This window comes from Streptomyces sp. A 4/2, assembly GCF_940670765.1.
Lineage (GTDB): Bacteria > Actinomycetota > Actinomycetes > Streptomycetales > Streptomycetaceae > Streptomyces.
In genome coordinates, this window is record NZ_CALNVW010000009.1 from 126,306 (window position 1) to 147,435 (window position 21,130).

A 21,130-nucleotide genomic window follows, 5' to 3' on the forward strand; every position below is an offset into this window, starting at 1 on the left:
GTCCTCCGGTCAGGTTCCGGTGGTGTTCGAAAGGAAGACGCGAAGAGAACGACGTTGGTTGCCGCAAGACGCTGCCTCATAGGTCAGGCGCGATCCCAAGCAGGCATTTTTAGGTCCAGAGCCGACCATTCAAGATCACTTAGCGGCGACCGCCGGGCGTGTTGTCAGTGGCAGGTGCGAGGATGCCTCCAGCACGGCTTTGTGGGGGCGGGAGCCCCGTGATCCGTGCAGACCTGCCGGGTGGGGGAGATCACAGGGCGGCTCCTGCCAGGCACCCTCCGCAGAAGGGACCGCTGACGGCTATGCAGATCCGGCTGACCGTCCTCGCGCCGCGCAGCGGCCGATCCGCGTCCGGGACGCGCTCCTGCGACGTGCTCGTCACCGCCCCCGCCGGGGCGGCGCTGGCCACTGTCGCCTCCGGCCTGGCCACGGCCGTGGCAGGCCCGGAAGGGCCCGGCTCCAACGCCGTGGTGCTGTACGCGGGCGGGCAGCGCCTGGACCTGCAGCGCTGCCCGCTGGGCGAGCCGCCGCTGGTGGACGGGGCGGTGCTCTCGCTCCAGGTCCCCGGCGCCGACGACGCGGGCGACCCGTCCGCCACCCAGCTCCATGTGGTCGCGGGGCCCGACGCGGGCGGTGTCCATCTGCTGCACGGCGGGCAGATCAGGATCGGCCGCTCCGGCGAGGCGGACGTCCCGCTGGACGACCCGGACGTCTCGCGGCTGCACTGCGCGGTGACGGTCGCGGAGGACGGCCGGGTGACGGTCGCCGATCTGGGCTCGACGAACGGCACGACCCTGGACGGCTCGGGCGTGGGTGACCGCCCGGTCCGTATGACACCCGGGTCCCTGCTCCGGGTCGGCGAATCGGCGCTGCGGATCACTCCTGGGAACAGCAGCGGCACGGGCAGCGGCCCGCTGTCGGCGGTGCCGGACGGCGAAGGTCACCTGCGGGTGGCCCGTGACGGCGCGGACGGCGGGCGCAGTACCGGAAGCGGTCCGGGCGGCGGGCGTACCGGAAGCGGGCCGGGCGGCGCCCGGCCCGGACCGGCACCGGCCCACGACAGCGCGGCCCGGGGTTCCCACGGCTCCGTACCCGCCCAGGCCACCGGTCACGGCACCGGCACCGCGTACGGGCTCGGAAGCCCCGGCGGTCACCCCGGGCACGACGGACCCGGCGAGGGGTACATACCGGTGCAGGGCGGCGCCTCCGGCGCACGGCCCAGCTCCCGGCGGGTCAGCGCGGCCGGTTCCGTACCGGTCCGCGACCCGTACAGCAATCTCTACGACGAAGCGGCGGCGGCCTACGCCCAGGACGCGGGCTTCGCCGCCCGTGGCCGCCAGGGCACCCCGCCGCGCGGCACGCGGCTGCCCGAGCAGGACCGGACCGGCCGTCCCTCCGACGAGGCCGCCGGTGAGGGAGGCGGCGACGCCGAGGCCGCGCGCAGGCGCGGCGGGATAGGGGCCTGGGCGAGACGTCTGGCGGGCGGACGGCCCGACGCGGCGCACGAGGGCATGGCGGCCCCGGCGGCCGGGCCGTCCCGCGCCGCCGCGGACTCCTCGGCCGGGGTGCCCGGTGCGGACACCTGGCCCGACCCGGCCTCGCTGCTGCTGACCGCGCTCGGCCCCGGGCCCCGTCTCTGGGAGCGCGCCCCCGGCCACCGCGAAGAGCTCGTCGTCCGGCTCGGCACCGCCGACCGGGCCACGCCCGACGGCACGGGTGTGGTGCCCGCCGTGCCGGTGACCGTCTCGCTGCGCGAGGCGGGTTCGCTGGGGCTCGCGGGTCCCCGCGCCCGGCTGGCCGGACTGGCCCGCTCGGCCGTGGCCCAGCTCGCCGCGCTGCACTCCCCCGCCGACCTGGAGATCGTGCTGATCAGCACGGACCGGGCGCGCCCGCTCGAAGCGCGCCGGGCCGACTGGGGCTGGCTCGGCTGGCTGCCGCACGTGCGGCCCACGCACGGCCAGGACTGCCGGCTGCTGCTGGCGTACGACCGGGACCAGGCCACGGCCCGCACCGCCGAACTGGTGCGCAGGCTGGACGACGGCCCGCTGGGCACCGGCTGGGCGTCCGCCGAGGCGGGGGCCGTGTCGGCCGCCGCCGACCGGTACGAAGGACCCCACACCGTGGTGATCGTCGACGGCGACCCCGGCTCCGCCGCCCTGCGGGAGACCACCGCACGACTGGCCTCGGCGGGCGCCGCCTGCGGGGTCCATGTGCTCTGCCTGGCCGAGACCCCGCCGGCCTCCCCCGCCTCCCCGCTCGAAACGACCTACGAGATGGCCTGCGCGGCCTCGCTCGCGTTCCGTGAGTGCGGGGCGGCGGCCCTGCTGAGCGGCGATGTGGCGACCGCGCTGCGGCTGCTGCGTACGGCGCGCGGCGTCCACCCGGCGTACGGCAGGGAGGGCCGCCCCGCGGACCACGGCACGTTCGCCGTGGTCGACGCGGTCTCGGCGGCCTGGGCCGAGCGGTTCGGCCGGGCACTGGCTCCGCTGCGCGCGGAGGCCACCGCCTCCGCCAGCCCAGCCCGCCTGGCCGCCGAACTGCCCCCGACGGCACGGTTGTTGGACGAGCTGGGCCTGGCCCGCGCCACCCCGGCTTCGCTGATGGCCCGGTGGGCGTCGGACGCGGAGGCGACCGCGGTGCTCGGCGCGGGACCGCGCGGCCCGGTCACCGTCGATCTGGCCACCGAGGGCCCGCACCTCCTGATAGAAGGGCCGACCGGCAGCGGCCGGACGGAGCTGCTGCGGGCCGCCGCCGCCTCGCTGGCCGCCGCGGCCCGCCCCGACCGGCTCGGGCTGATCCTGGTCGACGGCGCGGGCGGTGACCGCGGTGACGGCCTCCGGGCCTGTACGGAGCTGCCGCACACCTCGACCTATCTGGTGGCGTCGGACCCGGTCAGGATGCGGGACTTCGCCCAGGCCCTCGGCGCCGAACTGAAGCGCCGCGCCGGGCTGTTGGGACAGGGCGACTTCACCGAGTGGCAGCGCAGCCACGAGGGCGCGGCCCGGGTGGTCGGGCAACGGCCCCCCAGCCCCGCCGAGCAGCGCGGCGACCTCGAATCGCCCGCCAGCGGCACCCTGCGGCTGCGCCCGGCCGGGGCCCGTACCGCCGCCGCGGTCCCCGGGCCCACCCCGCTGCCCCGGCTGGTCGTGGTCGTCGACGACTTCGACGCGCTGGTGGCACCGGCGCTGGGCAGCCCGGGGCGCCCCGCCGCGGGCTCGGTGGTCCGGGCCCTGGAGGCGGTGGCCAGGGACGGTGAGCGCCTCGGCGTCCACCTGATCGCCGCGTCGGCCCGCCCGGACCGTACGGCCGACACGGACCTGGCACGGATCAGCCGGCTGCGGGTGGTCCTCGATCCCCCGCCGCTCTCCCCCGCCCCGGACGCGCCGTCGCCGGGGAGGGGCCGCCTCGGGCGCCCCGACTCCGGGGTGACCCCGTTCCAGGGCGGCCGGGTGACCGGTCGCATTCCCCGTACGGCGACGCTCCGGCCCACCGTCGTGCCGCTCGAATGGGAGCGGATGGGCGACCCTCCGGCCCGCCGCCCGGTGCGTGAACTCGGAAACGGGCCAACGGACTTGGCGTTGCTGGCCAGCGCCCTGGACCGGGCCGCGAGGTCGGTGGACGCGGTGTCCGTACCCTCCCTGAATGTCTGACGTAACGTCACAGGCCCATCACGATCGGACTGTTGACTTCAGGAGTGGTATTGCGGCGCCGGAGTGCCCGGCGTAGGACTGTGCGCACGGGACAACGGCGTCGCCGATGTCATGGGCGCGCCGAATGCACGCGCATGGGAGAGGTCGGGGCACAGATGCGCACAACAGGCACAGCTCTACGTTCACGCAGGACCGTTCTGGCGGTCGTCGCAGCCGGCTCACTGGTCCTTGCCGCGGGATGCGGAAGCGACAGCAAGAAGAGCGACGGGGGAGACAAGGCTTCAGGGAAGAGCAGTGCGTCGGCGTCGAGCGTGACGCTGCCCGAGCTCAACGGTACGAAGCTCGAAGTGGCAGCGGTCTGGACCGGCCCCGAGCAGGCGAACTTCATCAAGGTCCTGAAGGAGTTCGAGAAGCGCACCGGGGCGTCGGTCACCTTCGTGCCCGCCCAGGACCCGATCGTCAACTTCCTCGGCACGAAGATCGCCGGTGGCGCGCCGCCGGACGTCGCGATGATGCCGCAGGTCGGGGCGATCACGCAGGCCGTGGCGAAGAAGTGGGCCAAGCCGGTCGGCCCCGACGCCCAGGCCCAGCTGGACAAGAACTACTCGAAGGTCTGGAAGGACCTCGGCGCGGTCGACGGCAAGCAGTACGGCGTGTACTTCAAGGCCGCCAACAAGTCCCTGGTCTGGTACAACGCCAAGGCCCTGCAGAACGCGGGCGCGAGCGAGCCCAAGACCTGGGCGGACTTCCTGAAGACCGCCGAGACGGTGTCGGCCTCGGGAGTCACCCCGGTGTCGGTCGGCGGCGCGGACGGCTGGACGCTCACCGACTGGTTCGAGAACGTCTACCTCTCGCAGGCGGGCCCGGAGAAGTACGACCAGCTCGCCCAGCACAAGATCAAGTGGACGGACCCGTCCGTCAAGACCGCGCTGACCACGCTCGCGCAGCTCTTCGGTAAGCCGTCGCTCATCGCGGGCGGTGCGACCGGCGCGCTCCAGACCGAGTTCCCGGCGTCCGTCACCCAGACCTTCACCGGCGGTGACCAGCCCAAGGGGGCGATGGTCTTCGAGGGCGACTTCGCGCAGACCAACATCGCGCAGACCAAGGCGAAGGTGGGCACCGACGCGAAGGTGTTCCCGTTCCCCGCGGTGGGCGCCAAGTCCCCGGTGGTGACCGGCGGCGACGCGGCCGTCATCCTGAAGGACTCCAAGGGCGCGCAGGCGCTGATGACCTGGCTGGCGTCCACCGACGCGGCGAAGATCTGGGCACAGGCGGGCGGCTTCGTCTCGCCGAACAAGGGCCTGGACCCGGCGGCGTACCCGAACGACGTGCAGCGCACGATCGCCAAGGCGCTGATCGCCGCGGGCGACGACATCCGGTTCGACATGTCCGACCAGGCGCCGCAGTCGTTCGGCGGCACGCCGGGCAAGGGCGAGTGGAAGGACCTCCAGGACTTCCTGAAGAACCCGAAGGACATCGCGGGGACGCAGCAGAAGCTGGAGTCCGACGCGGCCAAGGCCTACAAGAACTGACGACGCGATGACCTCCGCTGTCGCGGGGGGCGCCCTCGACGGGGCGCCCCCCGCCGGAAAGCCGCGCAAGAGCGTGACAGGCACACGTAAAGTCCTGGCGGTCGGCTTCCTGCTGCCCGCGCTGGTCCTGCTCGGCGCGCTCGTGGTCTACCCGATCGGGTACTCGGTCTACCGGTCCTTCTTCGACCAGGCAGGCTCCAGTTTCATCGGCATCGACAACTACAAGACCCTCTTCAGCGACGACTCGATCCGCACCGCGATCAAGAACACCGCGATCTGGGTCGTGGTGGCACCGACCGTGGCCACCGTGCTGGGCCTGATCTTCGCCGTCCTCACCGAACGGGTGCGTTGGGGAACGGCGTTCAAGCTGATCGTCTTCATGCCGATGGCCATCTCGATGCTCGCGGCGGGCATCATCTTCCGGCTGGTGTACGAGCAGGACCCGGCGCGCGGCGTGGCCAACGCCGTCTGGGTCGGGGTGCACGACACCTTCGCCGAGTCGGCGGGCTACCCGGGGGCGCACCCCCTGCCGGTGGCGCCGCTGAAGGCGGGCGGCGGCGGTTCGTACGTCACCAAGCAGCCGGTGCACGCGGGCACCCCCGTCCACCTGCCCCTGGTCGGCATCCTGCCGACGAAGATGCCGTCGTCGGCGAAGCCCGCCGGGCAGCCGAAGGCCGCGGCTGGTTCGGTGACCGGCACCGCCTGGCTGGACTTCACCCTGGGTGGCGGCGGCAAGCCCGACGTCATCGACCCCGAGGAGCTGGGGCTCAAGGGCGTCACGATCGAGGCCGTGAAGGACGGCAAGGTGGTGGCGAGCGCCAAGGCCGCGGCCGACGGCACCTTCACCCTGCCCGCGAAGGCGGACGGAGCGCTGCTGCGGCTGCCGGACTCCAACTTCCGTGAGCCGTACAACGGCGTCAACTGGCTCGGCCCGGCCCTGGTCACCCCGTCCATCATCGGCAGTTACGTCTGGATGTGGGCCGGGTTCGCGATGGTCCTGATCGCGGCCGGACTCGCCGGGCTGCCGCGCGAACTCCTCGAACAGGCACGGGTGGACGGCGCCAACGAGTGGCAGGTCTTCCGCAGGATCACCATCCCGCTGCTCGGCCCGGTCCTCGCGGTGGTGATGGTCACCCTGATGATCAATGTGCTGAAGATCTTCGACCTGGTCTTCATCATCGCGCCGGGCTCCTCCCAGGCCGATGCGAATGTGCTGGCCCTCCAGCTCTACCGCTCCTCGTTCGGCACGGACGCGGATCTGGGCACCGGCAGCGCGATCTCCGTACTTCTGCTGCTGCTGGTCGTCCCGATCATGCTCGTCAACATCCGCAGGATGCGGAAGGAGGGGCGCCGATGACCGCCGAAGCCCAGGTGCCCGCGCCCGAGAGGCCCGCCCCCGAGGCGCTGCCGCGCGCGGCGGCGAAGCCGAAGGAGCCGCTGGCCGCCCGGATCGCGGCACGCGCGGGCGGCAGTGTGATGCGGGTCTTCCTCGTCCTGGTCGGCCTGTTCTGGCTGATGCCGACGATCGGCCTGCTGCTCTCCTCGCTGCGCGGCTCGTCCGACATCGCCGCGTCCGGCTGGTGGAAGATCTTCACTGCCCCCTCCCAGCTCACCTTCGACAACTACGCCAAGATCCTCGACAACAAGGTCATCACCGACTCGCTGCTGAGCACGGTCATGATCACGGTCCCGGCGACCGTCCTGGTGGTGGTGATCGGCTCGCTGGCCGCGTACGCCTTCGCCTGGATGGACTTCCCCGGCCGCGACTGGTGGTTCCTGATCGTGGTCGGCCTGCTGGTCGTGCCGGTCCAGGTGGCGCTGATCCCGGTCTCGAAACTCTTCGGCGAGATCGGCCTCTTCGAGACCACGGCCGGTGTGGTGCTCTTCCATGTGGCCTTCGGGCTGCCCTTCGCGATCTTCCTGCTGCGGAACTTCTTCGCGGAGATCCCGAGGGAACTCCTCGAAGCGGCCCGGCTCGACGGGGCCGGAGAGATCAGGCTCTTCACCCGGGTCGTCATGCCGCTCGGCGGCCCGGCCATCGCCTCGCTGGGGATCTTCCAGTTCCTCTGGGTGTGGAACGACATGCTGGTCGCGCTGATCTTCGCGGACTCCAAGCACCCGCCGATCACCGTGGCGCTCCAGCAGCAGGTCAGGCAGTTCGGCAACAACATCGACGTACTGGCGCCCGGCGCCTTCGTGTCGATGGTGATCCCGCTGGCCGTGTTCTTCGCGTTCCAGCGGCAGTTCGTGAGCGGTGTGATGGCGGGCGCGGTCAAGTAACCCGTACGAACCGTACGGACTCGTGTCGAGCGGGGCCCGGCTGCCGGATTCGGTGGCCGGGTCCCGCTTCTGTATGTACGCACGGTCCGGGCGGGTGGGCCGGGCGGGTGGTCCGGGCGGCGGGGAGGACCGGGCGGCGTGGGGCCGGGCGGCCGGGAGGACCGGGCGGCGGGGAGAACCGGGTGGCCGGGAGGACCGGCTGGCCGGGCCGTCAACCTCCTGCCTCGAAAATGTGGTTCAGGGGACTCGGGCGCGCTCCGGCGCAACCGCGTATACCCGCTTTCGTTATCCCGGGCATGGCCTTCTGAGCACGGTCCGCCATCCCCCCACCCGAGAGAGCCCCCCATGCACAGGCACGAGTTTCTCCAGCAGCTGCACGCGGTCCTGAAGCCGCGCACCTACCTGGAGATCGGGACCAACGACGGCCGGAGTCTCGCCCTGTCCCGCGTCCCGAGCATCGCGGTCGACCCCGCCCCCAAGGTGCGGACCCGCCTGCACTGCGACCTCCAGCTGGTGAAGGCGACCAGCGACGCGTTCTTCGCCACCCGACAGCCCATGGGCCATCTGATGAGCGGTCGCAACCCGCTGCGCAACGCCCGCCGCGGCCGTCCGCTGCTGGGGGCGTACACCGGCACCAACCAGGTCGACCTGGCGTTCATCGACGGCATGCACCTCTTCGAGTACGTGCTGCGCGACTTCACCAACACCGAGCGGTTCAGCGGCTGGTCGAGCGTGATCGTCCTCGACGACATGCTGCCGCGCAACCCCGCGGAGGCCGTACGGGACCGGGTCGCCCCCTCCGGCCCGTGGACCGGGGACGTCTACAAGTTCATCCCGGTGATTGCCCGGCACCGGCCGGATCTCATCACCGTCCAGGTCGACACCCAGCCGACCGGCGTCTTCGTGGTCATCGGCGCCGATCCCGGCAGCACGGTACTGAAGGACCACTACGACGCGATCGTGCAGGAGTGGGTCACCCCCGACCCGCAGAAGGTCCCGGAGGCGCTGCTCGAACGGGTCGAGGCGGTCGACCCGGCGGCGCTGCTCGGCTCGGGCATCTGGCCCGCGCTGGCCCGCCACCGCAACCGCGCGGCCACTCTCCGGACGGTACGCAGGGAACTCGCGAGGCTGCGCGGCTTCTGAGCGGACCCGCCCGGATGACGCCCGGCGCGGATGAAGACCGGCGCGGATGGCAACCGGCGCGGATGACAACTGGCATGGATGACGCCCGGCGCGGATACCAGGAGTCCCGGATGCCGCCCCGGAGCGCGTCCGCCGGGGGCGCGGCGAACCCTCCGTACCCCCGGCAGACGCAGCGCTCCCGTCCCTAACGCGCGGCCATCCGCCGAACCTTCCGAACCGCCCGCCCCACCACGCTCGCCCGAAGCCTGCGCACCAGCCGTACCCGCTTCGGCATCAGCCCCTCGCCCGAGCGGCGCACCGTCATCGCGCCGGCCGCCGTCGTGACGAGCATCAGCGGCAGGGGCGTACGCGGGCCGTCCTCCGCGCCGAGGGTCACGGCCATGTCCCAGGCATCCGCGGGGAGTTGGCGCTCGGGCCGCTCCGCGCACAGGACCGTACCCGCACGCCCCTTGGACGTGGTGAGCGTGGCCGCTGTCCGTACGGTCTCCCGGGAGCCCGTCCTGCCGGTGAGGTGGAGCACGGCGGGCGCGCCGTTCACACCTTCGGAGTGCACCGGCAGCAGCGTCTCGATCAGCAGCGGTTCCGGCATGACCACGACGTCGTGCACGTCGAGCCGCCGGAAGTCCTTGGTGAGCCGGTCGGACTTCCGGCCCCCCGCGTCGAGCGCGAGGTTGCCGTGCGGCACGGTCCAGTACGGCACCACCAGCCGGGCGGACTCGCCCACCAGGCCCGCCCTGCGTCCGGCCGTGGCCCGCTCGGACCGGACGGATCCGAGCCTGACCTCGTTCTTCCACCCGCTCTGCTGCACCCGTACCCAGACGTCCCAGATGCCGTCGGCGAGCGGTGCGCCGCCCGCAGCCGTCCCGGGGGCGATCGTCGCCGTCCCCCGCAGGACCAGCCGGAACTCGTCGGGCCCCGGGCCGTCCACGCGTTCCGCGGTGAACTCGACGGGCTGGTAGAACTCGGCCGCGCTGACGCGCTCCCGCACCACCAGCTCCGCCTTCGCCCGGCCGATGTCCGCCAGCGCCACCACGCCGACGGCATCTGGGGTGTCCAGGCCCTCGGGCAGGGCGAGCAACTCCTCGCCGCCCTTCTTCACGAAGTGGACCGGCTCCTCCCCCGACCGCGTCCCGGCGGTGAAGGCGAGCTTCAACTCGTCGTCGTCCCAGCCGAGTTCGGTGAGTTCGGCGTGCGCGCGGATGCCCTTTTCCCAGCGGGCGAACTTCTCGACGTCCGCGTAGCGGTCCGCCTTGATGAGCGCGCCGACGATCTGCTGGGTGGGCAGCATGCCCTTCGTCACCCCGGGGCCGAACCGCTCGACGGCGACCTTGTGCATCTCGCGGAACATGTCCTGCCGGTAGCCGTCGTCCGGCGTGGCCAGCAGCCGGGCGCCACGCATCCGGTCGATCATCTCGTTGCGGAACCAGCGGCGGTACAACTGGTCCCGGAACGGCCCCGGCTCGGTGTACTTCTCGACGACGTCCAGGGCCTCGCGCAGATTGCCGAAGTAGCCCACCGGCTCGATGCGCCGGAAGCCCGCGTTGGAGGCGTCGTCCCGCTTGACGTGGTAGTAGCAGACGTAGTCGCTGAGCACCGCGACGCTCTTGGCGGCCAGGAACGCCTCGGCGACGAAGACATGGTCCTCCAGACGGCGGCGCCCTTCGAGGAAGCGCAGGCCCGTCTCGTCCATGAAGGACCTGCGGAACATCTTGTGCGGGGTGAGGCTGTCGATCAGCGGGGAGTTACGCAGGGTGGCGCGCGGCCTGTTGACCCGGAACAGCTCTCTCGGGACCGGCCGCCCGCGACCCGCCATCTTGCCCACGACGACATCGGCGTCGTTCTCGACACCGTAGGTGTACATCCGCTCCAGCGCCTCGTCACCCAGCCAGTCGTCGTTGTCGACGAACATCACGAACTCGCCCTGGGCGGCGGCGATCCCCACGTTGCGGGGCTTGCCCGACCAGCCGGAGTTCTCCTGGTGGATCACGTGCATGTTCGGGTGCTCGGCGGCGAGCGAGTCCAGCCTCGCCGGAGTGCCGTCGGTGGAACCGTCGTTGACAAAGATCGCTTCGTACGCGTCATCGGGCAGGCTCTGACGGAGCAGCGACTCGATGCAGTCCTCGATGTAGGGGCCCGGGTTGTAGACCGGGATGATCACGCTGACTTTGATCGACATGCTGATGCACTCGTTTCCCGCTGTCCTGCGCGACCGATCTCTCGCTGCCGCAGGCACACTACTAGCGATACGGACATTTAGCTCATCCGCCTAACCAGCCATGTACGGAATTGGTTCCGGTCGGACCCCGCGCAGCTGAGAGCTTCTCCGGACGGACACAGGGTCCTCACGGAACATACGAAATCCGGCCATCCGGCCCCGCGAATCAGGCCTTGAGCGCCGCCACCGCAGCCGTCGCGAGCCCGTCCAGATAGCCCTTCGGCAGCCCGTCCCTGACCACCGCGAGCCGCCAGTACAGCGGCCCGACGATCAGCTCCAGCGCCTTCGCGGGGTCGGTGCCCTCGGGGAGTTCACCGCGGAGCACCGCGTCGCGGACCACCGCCGCCGCGACCCCCTTCTGGTTGTCCAGCAGCGCCGCCTTGATCGCGTCCGCGATCTCCGGCTGGCGCGCGGCCTCGACCAGCAGATCCGGGATGACCTGCGAGGCGACGGGGTGGCGCAGCGCGGTCGCCGCCACGGCCAGCAGCGCGCGCACGTCCCCGTACAGCGAACCGGTCGCGGGCGCGGGCAAGCCCTGCGCGGCGAACGCCGTGACCAGATCGAGCACCAGGCAGAGCTTGGACTTCCAGCGGCGGTAGACCGCCGTCTTGCCGACGCCCGCCCGGCGGGCGATGGCCTCGATCGACATCCGCGCGTACCCGACCGATGCCAGTTCCTCGAAAACGGCGGCGCGAATCGCCTCCGTCACGTCCTCACGGAGCACTGCGGCCCCGGCCGGGGCTCGGCGGGGGGCACGGGGGTTCGGGGCTGCCATGGGGAGAAGTTTACCTATTCGTCGCGACGGAACGGTTGCGTTTCGACGTCGGGCGGTCCTAACCTCGGCGTAACGACGATACGGAACCGTTGCGACGCTACTGTCGCTTCGCCCCCTTTCCTTTCCCCTCCCCTCCGTCGAAAGCGAATGTTGTGAGCCCCACAGCCCCGGCCACGTCCGCCACGGAGGCGACGGCCCGGAAGGTCCCCTCGCGGCCGTCCTCGCAGGACCTGGCCGCGCTGGCCGCCGCACACGGTCTGACCATCAGCGGCGCCCGCCCCTCGCTGTTCGCGTACATCCGGCAGACCTGGAGCCGCAGGCACTTCATCACGGCGTTCGCCACCGCCCGGCTGACCGCGCAGTACAGCCAGGCGAAGCTGGGCCAGGTCTGGCAGATCATGACGCCGCTGCTGAACGCGGCGGTCTACTACTTCATCTTCGGTGTCCTGCTCGGCACCAGCCACGGTGTCCCCGACTTCATCCCGTTCCTGGTGACCGGCGTCTTCATCTGGACGTTCACCAGCAACTCGATCCAGACGGGCACCCGCGCGATCAGCGGCAGCCTGGGCCTGGTGCGGGCCCTGCACTTCCCGCGGGCGTCGCTACCCATCGCGTACGCCGTGCAGCAGCTCCAGCAACTGCTCTTCTCGATGGGCGCGCTCATCGTCATCCTGGTCTGCTTCGGCGAGTACCCGAAGGTCAGCTGGCTGCTCGCGATCCCCGCGCTGGTGCTCCAGGCGATGTTCAACACCGGGCTCTCGATGGTCATGGCCAGGCTCGCCGCCAAGACCCCGGACGTCTCGCAGCTGATGCCGTTCATCCTGCGCACCTGGATGTACGTCTCGGGCGTGATGTGGAGCATCAAGAAGGTCCTGTCCCACGACAACCTGCCGCACGTCGTGCTGCTGGCGCTCCAGGCGAACCCGGCCGCCGTCTACATCGACCTGATGCGCTTCGCGCTCGTCGACAGCTACAAGGCGAACCAGCTCCCCCCGCACGTCTGGCCCCTCGCCATCGGCTGGGCGGTCGTCGCGGGCGTGGGCGGCTTCATCTACTTCTGGAAGGCAGAGGAGCAGTACGGACGTGGCTGAGACCCTCACGAACCCCGTGACCCCCGTGACCCCCGCAACCCCCGTGACCGGCACGAGCGCGGCGCAGTCGGCGAACCCTCTGAGCGCCCCGGTGCCGGACCGGACCCCGACGGTCGTCGCCGACGACGTCCACATCGTCTACAAGATCTACGGCACCGGAGCGGGCAAGGGCAGTGCGACCTCCGCGCTCAACCGGATCGTCAGCCGCAAGCCCCGCCCCGGCGTCCGCGAGGTCCATGCCGTCAAGGGCGTCAGCTTCGTCGCGTACAAGGGCGAGGCGATCGGCCTGATCGGCTCCAACGGCTCGGGCAAGTCGACCCTGTTGAAGGCCGTCGCGGGGCTGCTGCCGACCGCCAGTGGCAAGGTCTTCACCCAGGGGCAGCCGTCCCTGCTCGGCGTCAACGCGGCCCTGATGAGCGATCTGACCGGCGAGCGCAATGTCATCCTCGGCGGCCTCGCGATGGGCATGACCCGCGAAGAGGTGCGCGAGCGCTACCAGGACATCGTCGACTTCTCCGGCATCAACGAGAAGGGCGACTTCATCTCGCTGCCGATGCGGACCTACTCGTCGGGCATGGGCGCGCGGCTGCGGTTCTCCATCGCGGCGGCGAAGACCCACGACGTACTGATGATCGACGAGGCGCTGTCCACCGGGGACGCCAAGTTCCAGCGCCGCAGCCAGGAGCGCATCGCCGAACTGCGGGCCCAGGCGGGCACGGTCTTCCTGGTCAGCCACAGCAACAAGTCGATCATCGAGACCTGCGAGCGGGCCATCTGGCTGGAGTCCGGCACCATGCGGATGGACGGTCCGGCGGAGGAAGTCGTCGCCGCGTACGAGGAGTTCACCACCAAGAAGTAGCTGCCCGTGTCAGGTCCGCGGACAGCCGCGGACCTGAGCCGCGTTGCCCGCCCGGAAACGCCGCGGCCCCGGCCCGCCTGTACTGACCAGGTGGGCCGGGGCCGCGGTTCTCGTGTCACGGGTACCTACGCCGCAGTTGCGCCGCGTACGTCCCGGACGCCCGCATCGGGCGTCAGATGTGCGTACGCAGCAGCGAGCGCATCGTCCGCATCGCGACCGACAGGTTCGCCAGGTCGAAGGCGTCCGAGGACTGGATCTCGTCGAGCGTGGTGCGCGAACGGCCCAGGATCGAGGCGTTCTTCTCCTCCCAGGCCTTGAACCGCTGCTCGGGAGTCGATGCGCCGTCCCCCACGGACAGCACGTCCAGGGTGAGCCCGGCGTGCGCCGCGTACAGGTCCTCGCGGATGGAGGCGCGGGCCATGGACTGCCAGCGGTCGGCCCGCGGCAGCTCGATGATCCGGTCCATCAGCTGGGTGATCGCCAGCCGGTTCCCGAGGTCGTAGTACACCTCGGCGACCGCCATCGGGTCCTTGTCCGTACGGTCCGCGATGGCCACGATGTCCAGCGCCGGGAAGACGGAGGAGAACCCGGCGACCCGGCGGGCCAGTTCCTCCGGCACGCCCTCGGCCGTCAGCTCGTCCAGGATGCCCTGGTACCACTCCTGGTCGGCGCCCTTGAGCATCTTCGGCAGGTCGGCCCAGACCTTCGCCACGCCCTCGGTGAAGAAGGCGATGGTCTCGCTCAGGTCCAGCGGCTGCGGGCGGTTGCCCAGCAGCCAGCGCGCGCCGCGCTCGACGAGACGGCGCGAGTGGAGCCTGATCCTGGTCTGGATGCCGGCCGCGACCTTGTTGTCCAGCGCCTCGACGGCGTCCCAGACCTCGGCCAGGCCGAAGATCTCCCGGGCCGCTGCCTGTGCCCGCACGATCTCCTCGATCGAGGCCCCGGTCTCCTCCCGCAGCCGGTGCAGGAAGGTCGAACCACCGGTGTTCACCGTGTCGTTGACGAGGACCGTGGTGATGATCTCGCGCCGCAGCGCGTGCCCTTCGATCGCCTCGTAGTAGCGCTCGCTCAGCTGCTTCGGGAAGTAGGCGTGCACCAGCTTCTGCAGGTACGGGTCGTCCGGCAGATCGGTGGAGATCAGCTCCTGGGCGGCGGTGATCTTGGTGTACGCGAGGAGCACGGCCAGCTCGGGCTGGCTCAGCCCCTTCCCGCCGTTGAGGAGTTCACGGACCTGGCGGTCGGTCGGCAGGAACTCCAGCGCCCTGTTCAGGTGCCCGTCGCGGCCCAGCCTGCGCATGAAGCGCTGGTGGGCGTGGAGCAGCGACGGGGCCTGGGCCACGGCGTTGGCGAGGGCGGTGTTCTGCGCGTAGTTGTTGCGCAGCACCAGGACACCGACCTCGTCGGTCATCGAGGCCAGGATCTGGTTCCGCTGCTTGACGGTCAGATCGCCCTCGGTGACCAGCCCGTTGAGCAGGATCTTGATGTTCACCTCGTGGTCGGAGGTGTCCACGCCCGCGCTGTTGTCGATCGCGTCGGTGTTGATCTTGCCGCCGGAGCCGTCGCCGCCCGACCTGGCGTACTCGATGCGGCCGAGCTGGGTCAGGCCCAGGTTGCCGCCCTCACCGACGACCTTGGCCCGCAGGTCCTCGCCGTTGACGCGGATGGCGTCGTTCGCCTTGTCGCCGACGTCCGCGTTGGACTCGGCGGAGGACTTCACGTAGGTGCCGATGCCGCCGTTCCACACCAGGTCCACGGGGGCCTTGAGGATCGCCTGCATCAGGTCGGCCGGGGTCATCTTGGCCACGCCCGACTCGATCCCGAGCGCCTCGCGGACGTGCGCGTTCAGCGGGATCGACTTGGCGCTGCGGGGGTGGACGCCACCGCCCGGCGAGAGCAGTCCGGTGTCGTAGTCCGCCCACGAGGAACGCGGCAGGTCGAACAGCCTGCGCCGCTCCGCGTACGAGGTGGCGGCGTCCGGCGTCGGGTCGATGAAGATGTGCCGGTGGTCGAAGGCGGCGACCAGGCGGATGTGCTCGGAGAGCAGCATGCCGTTGCCGAAGACGTCACCGGACATGTCGCCGACGCCGACCGTGGTGAAGTCCTGGGTCTGGGTGTCGTGGCCGAGCTCCCGGAAGTGCCGCTTGACGGACTCCCAGGCGCCGCGGGCCGTGATGCCCATGCCCTTGTGGTCGTAGCCCGCGGAGCCGCCCGACGCGAAGGCGTCCCCGAGCCAGAAGTTGTACGACTCGGCGACCGCGTTGGCGATGTCGGAGAAGGTCGCGGTGCCCTTGTCGGCCGCGACGACGAGGTAGGTGTCGTCCTCGTCGTGCCGTACGACACCGGCGGGCGGCACGACCTCGCCGGCCACCAGGTTGTCCGTGATGTCGAGCAGCGCGGAGATGAAGGTCTTGTACGCCGCGATGCCCTCGGCCATCCAGGCGTCCCGGTCCACGGACGGGTCGGGCAGCTGCTTGGCGACGAAGCCGCCCTTCGCGCCGACCGGCACGATCACGGTGTTCTTGACCATCTGCGCCTTGACCAGGCCGAGCACCTCCGTGCGGAAGTCCTCACGCCGGTCGGACCAGCGCAGACCGCCTCGGGCGACCTTGCCGAAGCGCAGGTGCACGCCCTCGACGCGCGGCGAGTACACCCAGATCTCGAACGCCGGGCGGGGCGCGGGGAGATCCGGGATGGCCTGCGGGTCGAACTTCATCGAGACGTAGGAGTGCTGCTGGCCCGGCTCCGCCTCCTGGAAGAAGTTGGTCCTGAGCGTGGCCTTGATGACGGTCAGGAAGGACCGCAGGATCCGGTCCTCGTCGAGGCTCGCCACCTGGTCCAGGGCGCCGTCGAGCTCTTCGAGCAGCCCGTCGGTCAGCTCGGTACCGGCCCGCTGGCGGCCCGGCGACATCCGCGCCTCGAAGAGCGAGACGAGCAGCCGGGTGGTGTGGACGTTGTTGCGGAGGGTGTCCTCCATGTAGTCCTGGCTGAAGGTCGATCCGGCCTGCCGCAGGTACTTCGCGTACGCGCGCAGCACCATGGCCTGCCGCCAGGTCAGCCCGGCGCCCAGCACCAGGGCGTTGAAGCCGTCGTTCTCGGCCTCGCCCGTCCACGTCGCGGCGAACGCGTCCTGGACCCGCTCCCGGGCGTCGTCACCGAGGTGGTCACCGGTGCCGCCGGCGACCTGCGGCAGCCGCAGTCCGAAGTCGTAGATCCACGCGTGTGTACCGTCCGAGCAGCGGAGCTCGTACGGGCGCTCGTCGGTGACCTCGACGCCCAGGCGCTGGAGCACCGGGAGCACGGCGGAGAGGGAGACCTGCGAACCGGTCCGGTAGATCTTGAAGCGACGCTCGCCGGGGGCCGCGCCCACCGGCTCGTACAGCGAGAGGGCGAAGTCCTTGCCGCCCGTTCCGAGCTGTTCGAGGCGGCCCAGGTCCGCGACCGCGGCGCGCGGCGAGTGGTCGGCCTTGTAGCCCTCGGGGAAGGACTGCCCGTAGCGGCGCAGCAGCGCGGCGGCGCGCTCCTCACCGCACTCGGCGGTCAGCGCCTCGCCGAAACCGTCGGCCCAGGAGCGGGCGGCCTCCACCAGCCGGGCCTCGATGCGGTCCGTGTCGGCGTCGGTGAGCTCGGTCAGCTCGGTGCCCGCCGGTACCCGGACCACGAAGTGCAGCCGGGAGAGGATCGACTCGGTGTTGCGGGCGGTGAAGTCGACGCTGGTACCGCCGAGTTCTTCCTTGAGGATGTCGATCAGGCGCAGTCGTACCGCCGTGGTGTAGCGGTCGCGCGGCAGGTAGATGAGCGCGGAGTAGTAGCGGCCGTACTCGTCCTGGCGCAGGTAGAGCCGCAGCCGCCGCCGCTCCTGGAGGTAGAGCACGCTGGTGACGATGGAGCGCAGCTGGTCGACCGGCGTCTGGAAGAGCTCGTCGCGCGGGTACGTCTCCAGGATCTGCAGCAGGTCCCGGCCGTCATGGCTGTTGGGCGTGAAGCCCGCGCCTTCGAGGACCTCGGCGACCTTGCGGCGGATGACGGGTACCCGGCGGACGGACTCGGTGTACGCGGCGGACGAGAACAGCCCGAGGAAGCGCCGCTCACCGACGACATTCCCCTTCTCGTCGAACTTCTTCACGCCGACGTAGTCGAGGTAGCTCGGGCGGTGGACCGTGGAGCGGCTGTTGGCCTTGGTGAGCACCAGGAGCTTGTGCTCACGGGCCTTGGCGCGGGCGTCGGCGGTCAGCCGGCTGAACGACGGCGAGACCGGGTGCTCCTCGTCGACGCTGCGGTGCGGGTCGGAGCGCAGGATACCGAGGCCGGTGCCGGGCACCGCGGTCAGCGAGTCGTCGTCCGTCAGCTGGTACTCGCGGTAGCCGAGGAAGGTGAAGTGGTCGGCGGCGAGCCAGCGCAGCAGCTCGCGGGCCTCCTCCAGCTCACGCTCGGACAGGTCACCGGCCTGGGGCTCGGCAGGCAGCTCGTCGGCGATGCGCAGCGCGGAGTCGCGCATCTTCTCCCAGTCCTCGACGGTCTCCCGTACGTCGGAGAGCACCCGGAGGAGGTCGGCGGTGATCTGCTTCAGATCGGCGCGGTCGGTCTCGCGGTCGATCTCGACGTGGATCCAGGACTCGACGAGGGCGTCGTGCAGGCCCTCGCCGCTCTCGTCCTTGCCGAGCACCTCGATGAGCTGGCCGGTGAGGTCACGGCGTACGACGACCTGCGGGTGGATCACGACGTGGATGCCGCGGCCCTGACGCGTCAGCTCGTTGGTGACCGAGTCGACGAGGAAGGGCATGTCGTCGGTGACGACCTCGACGACCGAGTGGCTGCAGGTCCAGCCGTTCTCCTCGACGGTCGGGGTGTGCACCTTGACGTTCGCGGTGCCCTGCGGGCGCTTCTCGGCGAGCCGGTAGTGCGAGAGCGCCGCGCCGAAGACATCCTCGGGATCGCGGTTGTCCAGGTCCTCCGGAGCGGTGTGCAGGTAATAGCGCTGGAGGTAGGCAAGGACGCGGTCCCGGTCCGGACTCCCGCCGCTCGTGGACCCGCTCGGAAGTTGCCCTCCGGCCGGGCCGTTCTCAGCTACCAGGGCTGCCCGTGCGAGCAGTTCGGCCTTGGCTTCGTCCAGCTTGGTCTGCATGTCCTCTGGCTCCTGTCGCGCGCCGTTGCGTGACGTAGGTGAAAGAAGCAGCACAACGCCACGACCACGACGCGAGGTATCCGGTCGGAGTCGACGTTATGCCGCGATGAGATACCCGGGACGTTATTGGCCAATTTCGGAGGCCTGTCCGGGTCAGGGGTGCCAGCGATAGCCCGGACACCGTAGTGCTCCGGGCGCGGGGCGGAGGCGTCGATGCCCCCGCGAGATATCGCGCTGATCACGGCACCAGGCTATCTCCCCCGGACCGGTGAGCGTCACGAGCCGTATCCGTACAAGTCCAGGAGTCACACTTCGACACTTTGGACAAGTGCGTGCACGGCCGTCCACCGTCCGGCGAAACCCCCGCCGAAGCCCCCGGGAAATCCCCCGGGGGGAAGCCCCTGCGACCGCCTTACAGCGCCCACTCCCGCGCTGCTCTCACGGCAGCCGCCAGCGAGTCGACGACCGGCACCCCGGCGGTCTCCAGACTGGCCCGGCTGTGCGAACCCCCGGTGTAGAGCACGGCCCGCGCCCCGGCGTGCGCGGCTGCCACCGCGTCGTCGACCGCGTCCCCGATGACCACGGTGCGTCCGGGACTGACCCCTTCCAGCGCGGCGAGGTGGCGCACCATGTGCTCCGCCTTGCCCGCACTCGACGGGCCGGTCCTTCCGTCCACGCGCAGGAAGTGCCGCTCGATGCCGTGGGTCCGCACGATCGGTATCAGATGCTCGTGCGGCGCCAGCGAACACAGGGACTGGGTGAGCCCCGATGCCTGCCAGTCGGTGAGCAGTTGCTCCGCGCCCGCGGCGAGACCGGCGCTCTCCGCCAGCGCCCAGTAGTGCCGGTGGAACGCCTCGTCCATGACGGTCCACTCGGCGTCCGTCGGCGGTCGGCCCATCAGCCGCTCGTAGAAGCGCGGTACCGGCACGCAGTACAGCTCGCGGTAGCGCTCCAGCGTGATCGGCGGCAGGCCGATCTCCGCGAACGAGGCGTTCGTCGCCCGGATCACGGCGTCGATGTCGTGGAACAGCGTGCCGTTCCAGTCCCAGACGATGTGCGTGCCGGTGCCGGCGCCCGGACCCGTGCCCTCGTGTGTCGTCATTGCGTCGGTCCCCCCGTTCGTTCCCACGTCCCATCCAGAACGGTACGCGCAGGGTCTGACAACGGGCCGCTCAGCCGATCAGGCCGGGGATCTCCTGCACCCCGAACCAGAGCAGTTCGTGGTCGTCGGCGCCGTCCACCGTGAACTGGGCGTCGTCGTCCCCGTGGTCCGCCGCTCCCAGCGCGGCAGCCGCCGCGGCGACATCGGCCTCGGCGTCGTCGGCGTCGGCATGGACGGCCGCCGCCTTGGACAGCGGCACCGCGGAAGCGATCCGCACCTCACCCAGCGCGCCCGCCTCCAGCCCGCGGTCGGGGTCCGCGACCGCGTCCTGGTCCGGCACGTCGACGGCGACGACGATCCGGCGGCGGGCGATGTCCGGCGCCCCGGCGAGCAGCCGCAGCGAGGCGGACGCGGCGCGGTTCAGCGCGGCGTACTCCAGTTCCTCGATGTCGTCGGAGACGTACCACTCCCGCAGGCCGGGGGTGACGGCATAGGCGGTCAGCGGGCCGGGGCCCAGCTCGCCCGCCGCGTGCGCCGCTGCGAGACCGGGGAGGGTCAGTGGGACGTACACACGCATGGCCGGCCGCTTTCGTCGTCGTACGGGCACCCGGCGCGAACCGGTCGGGCCCAGGTGAGGAGCCGGGCACGGAGCCCGGGTGAAGGCACCCAGGATACGTACCGAGTCCCCCATCGTGGTGACTGGAGAGGCCCCGCAGGCGTCCACCCCAGGATGACCGGCACCCGCCCGAGCCCCTCTCTGGCACGGGCCGGCCACCCGGATAGGTGATGTTCGGTGCCAGGGGCAGGGCGGCGGTGCCCGCCTTGCCCCGGCTTCCGTATGCCCGTAGAAGAAACCCAGCAGAAGTTACTGCCCGGTATAAACACCGGGCACAGCAGAACGGGGCGCTCACTTCATGAACCGGACCAGGCCCGCAGGCAGGCACGACCAGCACGGCCCGCGCACCACCCCACTCCAGCGGCGGCGGCTCAAGCCGCACTACTGGTTCGCCGAACGGCTCCTCGCGGTGCTCAGCGGGCAGCGGCCGGTGCACTGGATGCTCGGCCACACCATCGGCGAGGCGTACGAACAGCTGGTGCTGCTGGCCCCGGGAACGCCTCTGCGGGCACCGGGCCTCAGGCCCGTCGTACGCCACTGCGGCGAGTTCGTCCCCGCACCCGGCGTCATCGAGGCGTTCGCCCGCATCGGGTCGGGCGAGCACGTACAGGCGATGGCGTTCCGCCTGGAACAGGGCGCCGACCTGCGCTGGCGGTGCGCCGCGGTGGAGCTGGGCGGCGAGCGGGCCTGCGTATGAACCGCCCGCGGAGACAGCCGGGGCCGGAACCCCACAGACTCTGAGGTT

At 71.1% G+C, this 21,130-nt stretch carries 13 protein-coding genes; 8 read left to right on the plus strand and 5 right to left on the minus strand.

Annotated elements, in window-relative coordinates; all coding sequences use genetic code 11:
* Positions 1-302: 302 nt before the first annotated feature.
* From NBY69_RS06455 to NBY69_RS06475, 5 genes are all read left to right on the plus strand, one after another.
* Positions 303-3,650: an FtsK/SpoIIIE domain-containing protein gene (locus NBY69_RS06455; protein WP_250298791.1), complete on the plus strand. Its 3,348-nt coding sequence runs from the start codon at positions 303-305 to the stop codon at positions 3,648-3,650.
* Positions 3,651-3,805: 155 nt separating this feature from the next.
* Complete coding sequence (locus NBY69_RS06460; protein WP_250298793.1) at positions 3,806-5,182, plus strand: ABC transporter substrate-binding protein; 1,377 nt, start codon at positions 3,806-3,808, stop codon at positions 5,180-5,182.
* Between the two features lie 7 nt (positions 5,183-5,189).
* Positions 5,190-6,539, plus strand: coding sequence for a carbohydrate ABC transporter permease (locus NBY69_RS06465; RefSeq protein WP_250298795.1), 1,350 nt, complete (start codon positions 5,190-5,192; stop codon positions 6,537-6,539).
* Complete coding sequence (locus NBY69_RS06470; protein ID WP_250298797.1) at positions 6,536-7,462, plus strand: carbohydrate ABC transporter permease; 927 nt, start codon at positions 6,536-6,538, stop codon at positions 7,460-7,462. Before NBY69_RS06465 ends, NBY69_RS06470 begins: the two co-directional genes overlap by 4 nt.
* Before the next feature lie 345 nt (positions 7,463-7,807).
* Positions 7,808-8,605 (plus strand): class I SAM-dependent methyltransferase, encoded by a 798-nt coding sequence (locus tag NBY69_RS06475; protein WP_250298798.1) that lies wholly within the window; start codon positions 7,808-7,810, stop codon positions 8,603-8,605.
* Between the two features lie 184 nt (positions 8,606-8,789).
* Here the strand turns inward: NBY69_RS06475 and NBY69_RS06480 are convergent, their stop codons facing one another.
* Positions 8,790-10,781: a glycosyltransferase gene (locus NBY69_RS06480; protein ID WP_250298800.1), complete on the minus strand. Its 1,992-nt coding sequence runs from the start codon at positions 10,779-10,781 to the stop codon at positions 8,790-8,792.
* Positions 10,782-10,986: 205 nt separating this feature from the next.
* On the minus strand, positions 10,987-11,595 hold the full coding sequence (locus tag NBY69_RS06485) for a TetR/AcrR family transcriptional regulator (protein ID WP_250298802.1): 609 nt from the start codon (positions 11,593-11,595) through the stop codon (positions 10,987-10,989).
* Positions 11,596-11,825: 230 nt separating this feature from the next.
* Between NBY69_RS06485 and NBY69_RS06490 the strand changes: the two genes are divergently transcribed.
* Positions 11,826-12,686 carry an ABC transporter permease gene (locus NBY69_RS06490; RefSeq protein WP_250298868.1) on the plus strand — a complete coding sequence of 287 codons (861 nt, stop codon included), beginning with the start codon at positions 11,826-11,828 and terminating at the stop codon, positions 12,684-12,686.
* A gap of 79 nt (positions 12,687-12,765) precedes the next feature.
* Positions 12,766-13,545, plus strand: a complete 780-nt coding sequence (locus tag NBY69_RS06495; RefSeq protein WP_250298870.1) for an ABC transporter ATP-binding protein — start codon at positions 12,766-12,768, stop codon at positions 13,543-13,545.
* A gap of 172 nt (positions 13,546-13,717) precedes the next feature.
* Here the strand turns inward: NBY69_RS06495 and NBY69_RS06500 are convergent, their stop codons facing one another.
* From NBY69_RS06500 to NBY69_RS06510, 3 genes are all read right to left on the minus strand, one after another.
* On the minus strand, positions 13,718-18,667 hold the full coding sequence (locus NBY69_RS06500; protein ID WP_250298803.1) for an NAD-glutamate dehydrogenase: 4,950 nt from the start codon (positions 18,665-18,667) through the stop codon (positions 13,718-13,720).
* Between the two features lie 412 nt (positions 18,668-19,079).
* The gene (locus NBY69_RS06505; protein ID WP_250298805.1) at positions 19,080-19,769 is read right to left on the minus strand and encodes an HAD family hydrolase; all 690 of its coding nucleotides are present in this window, start codon (positions 19,767-19,769) and stop codon (positions 19,080-19,082) included.
* A gap of 70 nt (positions 19,770-19,839) precedes the next feature.
* Positions 19,840-20,346, minus strand: a complete 507-nt coding sequence (locus NBY69_RS06510) for a DUF6912 family protein (protein ID WP_250298807.1) — start codon at positions 20,344-20,346, stop codon at positions 19,840-19,842.
* Positions 20,347-20,683: 337 nt separating this feature from the next.
* Between NBY69_RS06510 and NBY69_RS06515 the strand changes: the two genes are divergently transcribed.
* Positions 20,684-21,082 (plus strand): Rv3235 family protein, encoded by a 399-nt coding sequence (locus tag NBY69_RS06515; protein ID WP_250298808.1) that lies wholly within the window; start codon positions 20,684-20,686, stop codon positions 21,080-21,082.
* Positions 21,083-21,130: the final 48 nt, after the last annotated feature.

Coding starts and splice junctions, on each gene's coding strand:
- NBY69_RS06455 (WP_250298791.1), top strand. CDS start 303: ATGCAGATCCGGCTGACCGTCCTCGCGCCGCGCAGCGGCCGATCCGCG.
- NBY69_RS06460 (WP_250298793.1), top strand. CDS start 3,806: ATGCGCACAACAGGCACAGCTCTACGTTCACGCAGGACCGTTCTGGCG.
- NBY69_RS06465 (WP_250298795.1), top strand. CDS start 5,190: ATGACCTCCGCTGTCGCGGGGGGCGCCCTCGACGGGGCGCCCCCCGCC.
- NBY69_RS06470 (WP_250298797.1), top strand. CDS start 6,536: ATGACCGCCGAAGCCCAGGTGCCCGCGCCCGAGAGGCCCGCCCCCGAG.
- NBY69_RS06475 (WP_250298798.1), top strand. CDS start 7,808: ATGCACAGGCACGAGTTTCTCCAGCAGCTGCACGCGGTCCTGAAGCCG.
- NBY69_RS06480 (WP_250298800.1), bottom strand. CDS start 10,781: ATGTCGATCAAAGTCAGCGTGATCATCCCGGTCTACAACCCGGGCCCC.
- NBY69_RS06485 (WP_250298802.1), bottom strand. CDS start 11,595: ATGGCAGCCCCGAACCCCCGTGCCCCCCGCCGAGCCCCGGCCGGGGCC.
- NBY69_RS06500 (WP_250298803.1), bottom strand. CDS start 18,667: ATGCAGACCAAGCTGGACGAAGCCAAGGCCGAACTGCTCGCACGGGCA.
- NBY69_RS06505 (WP_250298805.1), bottom strand. CDS start 19,769: ATGACGACACACGAGGGCACGGGTCCGGGCGCCGGCACCGGCACGCAC.
- NBY69_RS06510 (WP_250298807.1), bottom strand. CDS start 20,346: ATGCGTGTGTACGTCCCACTGACCCTCCCCGGTCTCGCAGCGGCGCAC.
- NBY69_RS06515 (WP_250298808.1), top strand. CDS start 20,684: ATGAACCGGACCAGGCCCGCAGGCAGGCACGACCAGCACGGCCCGCGC.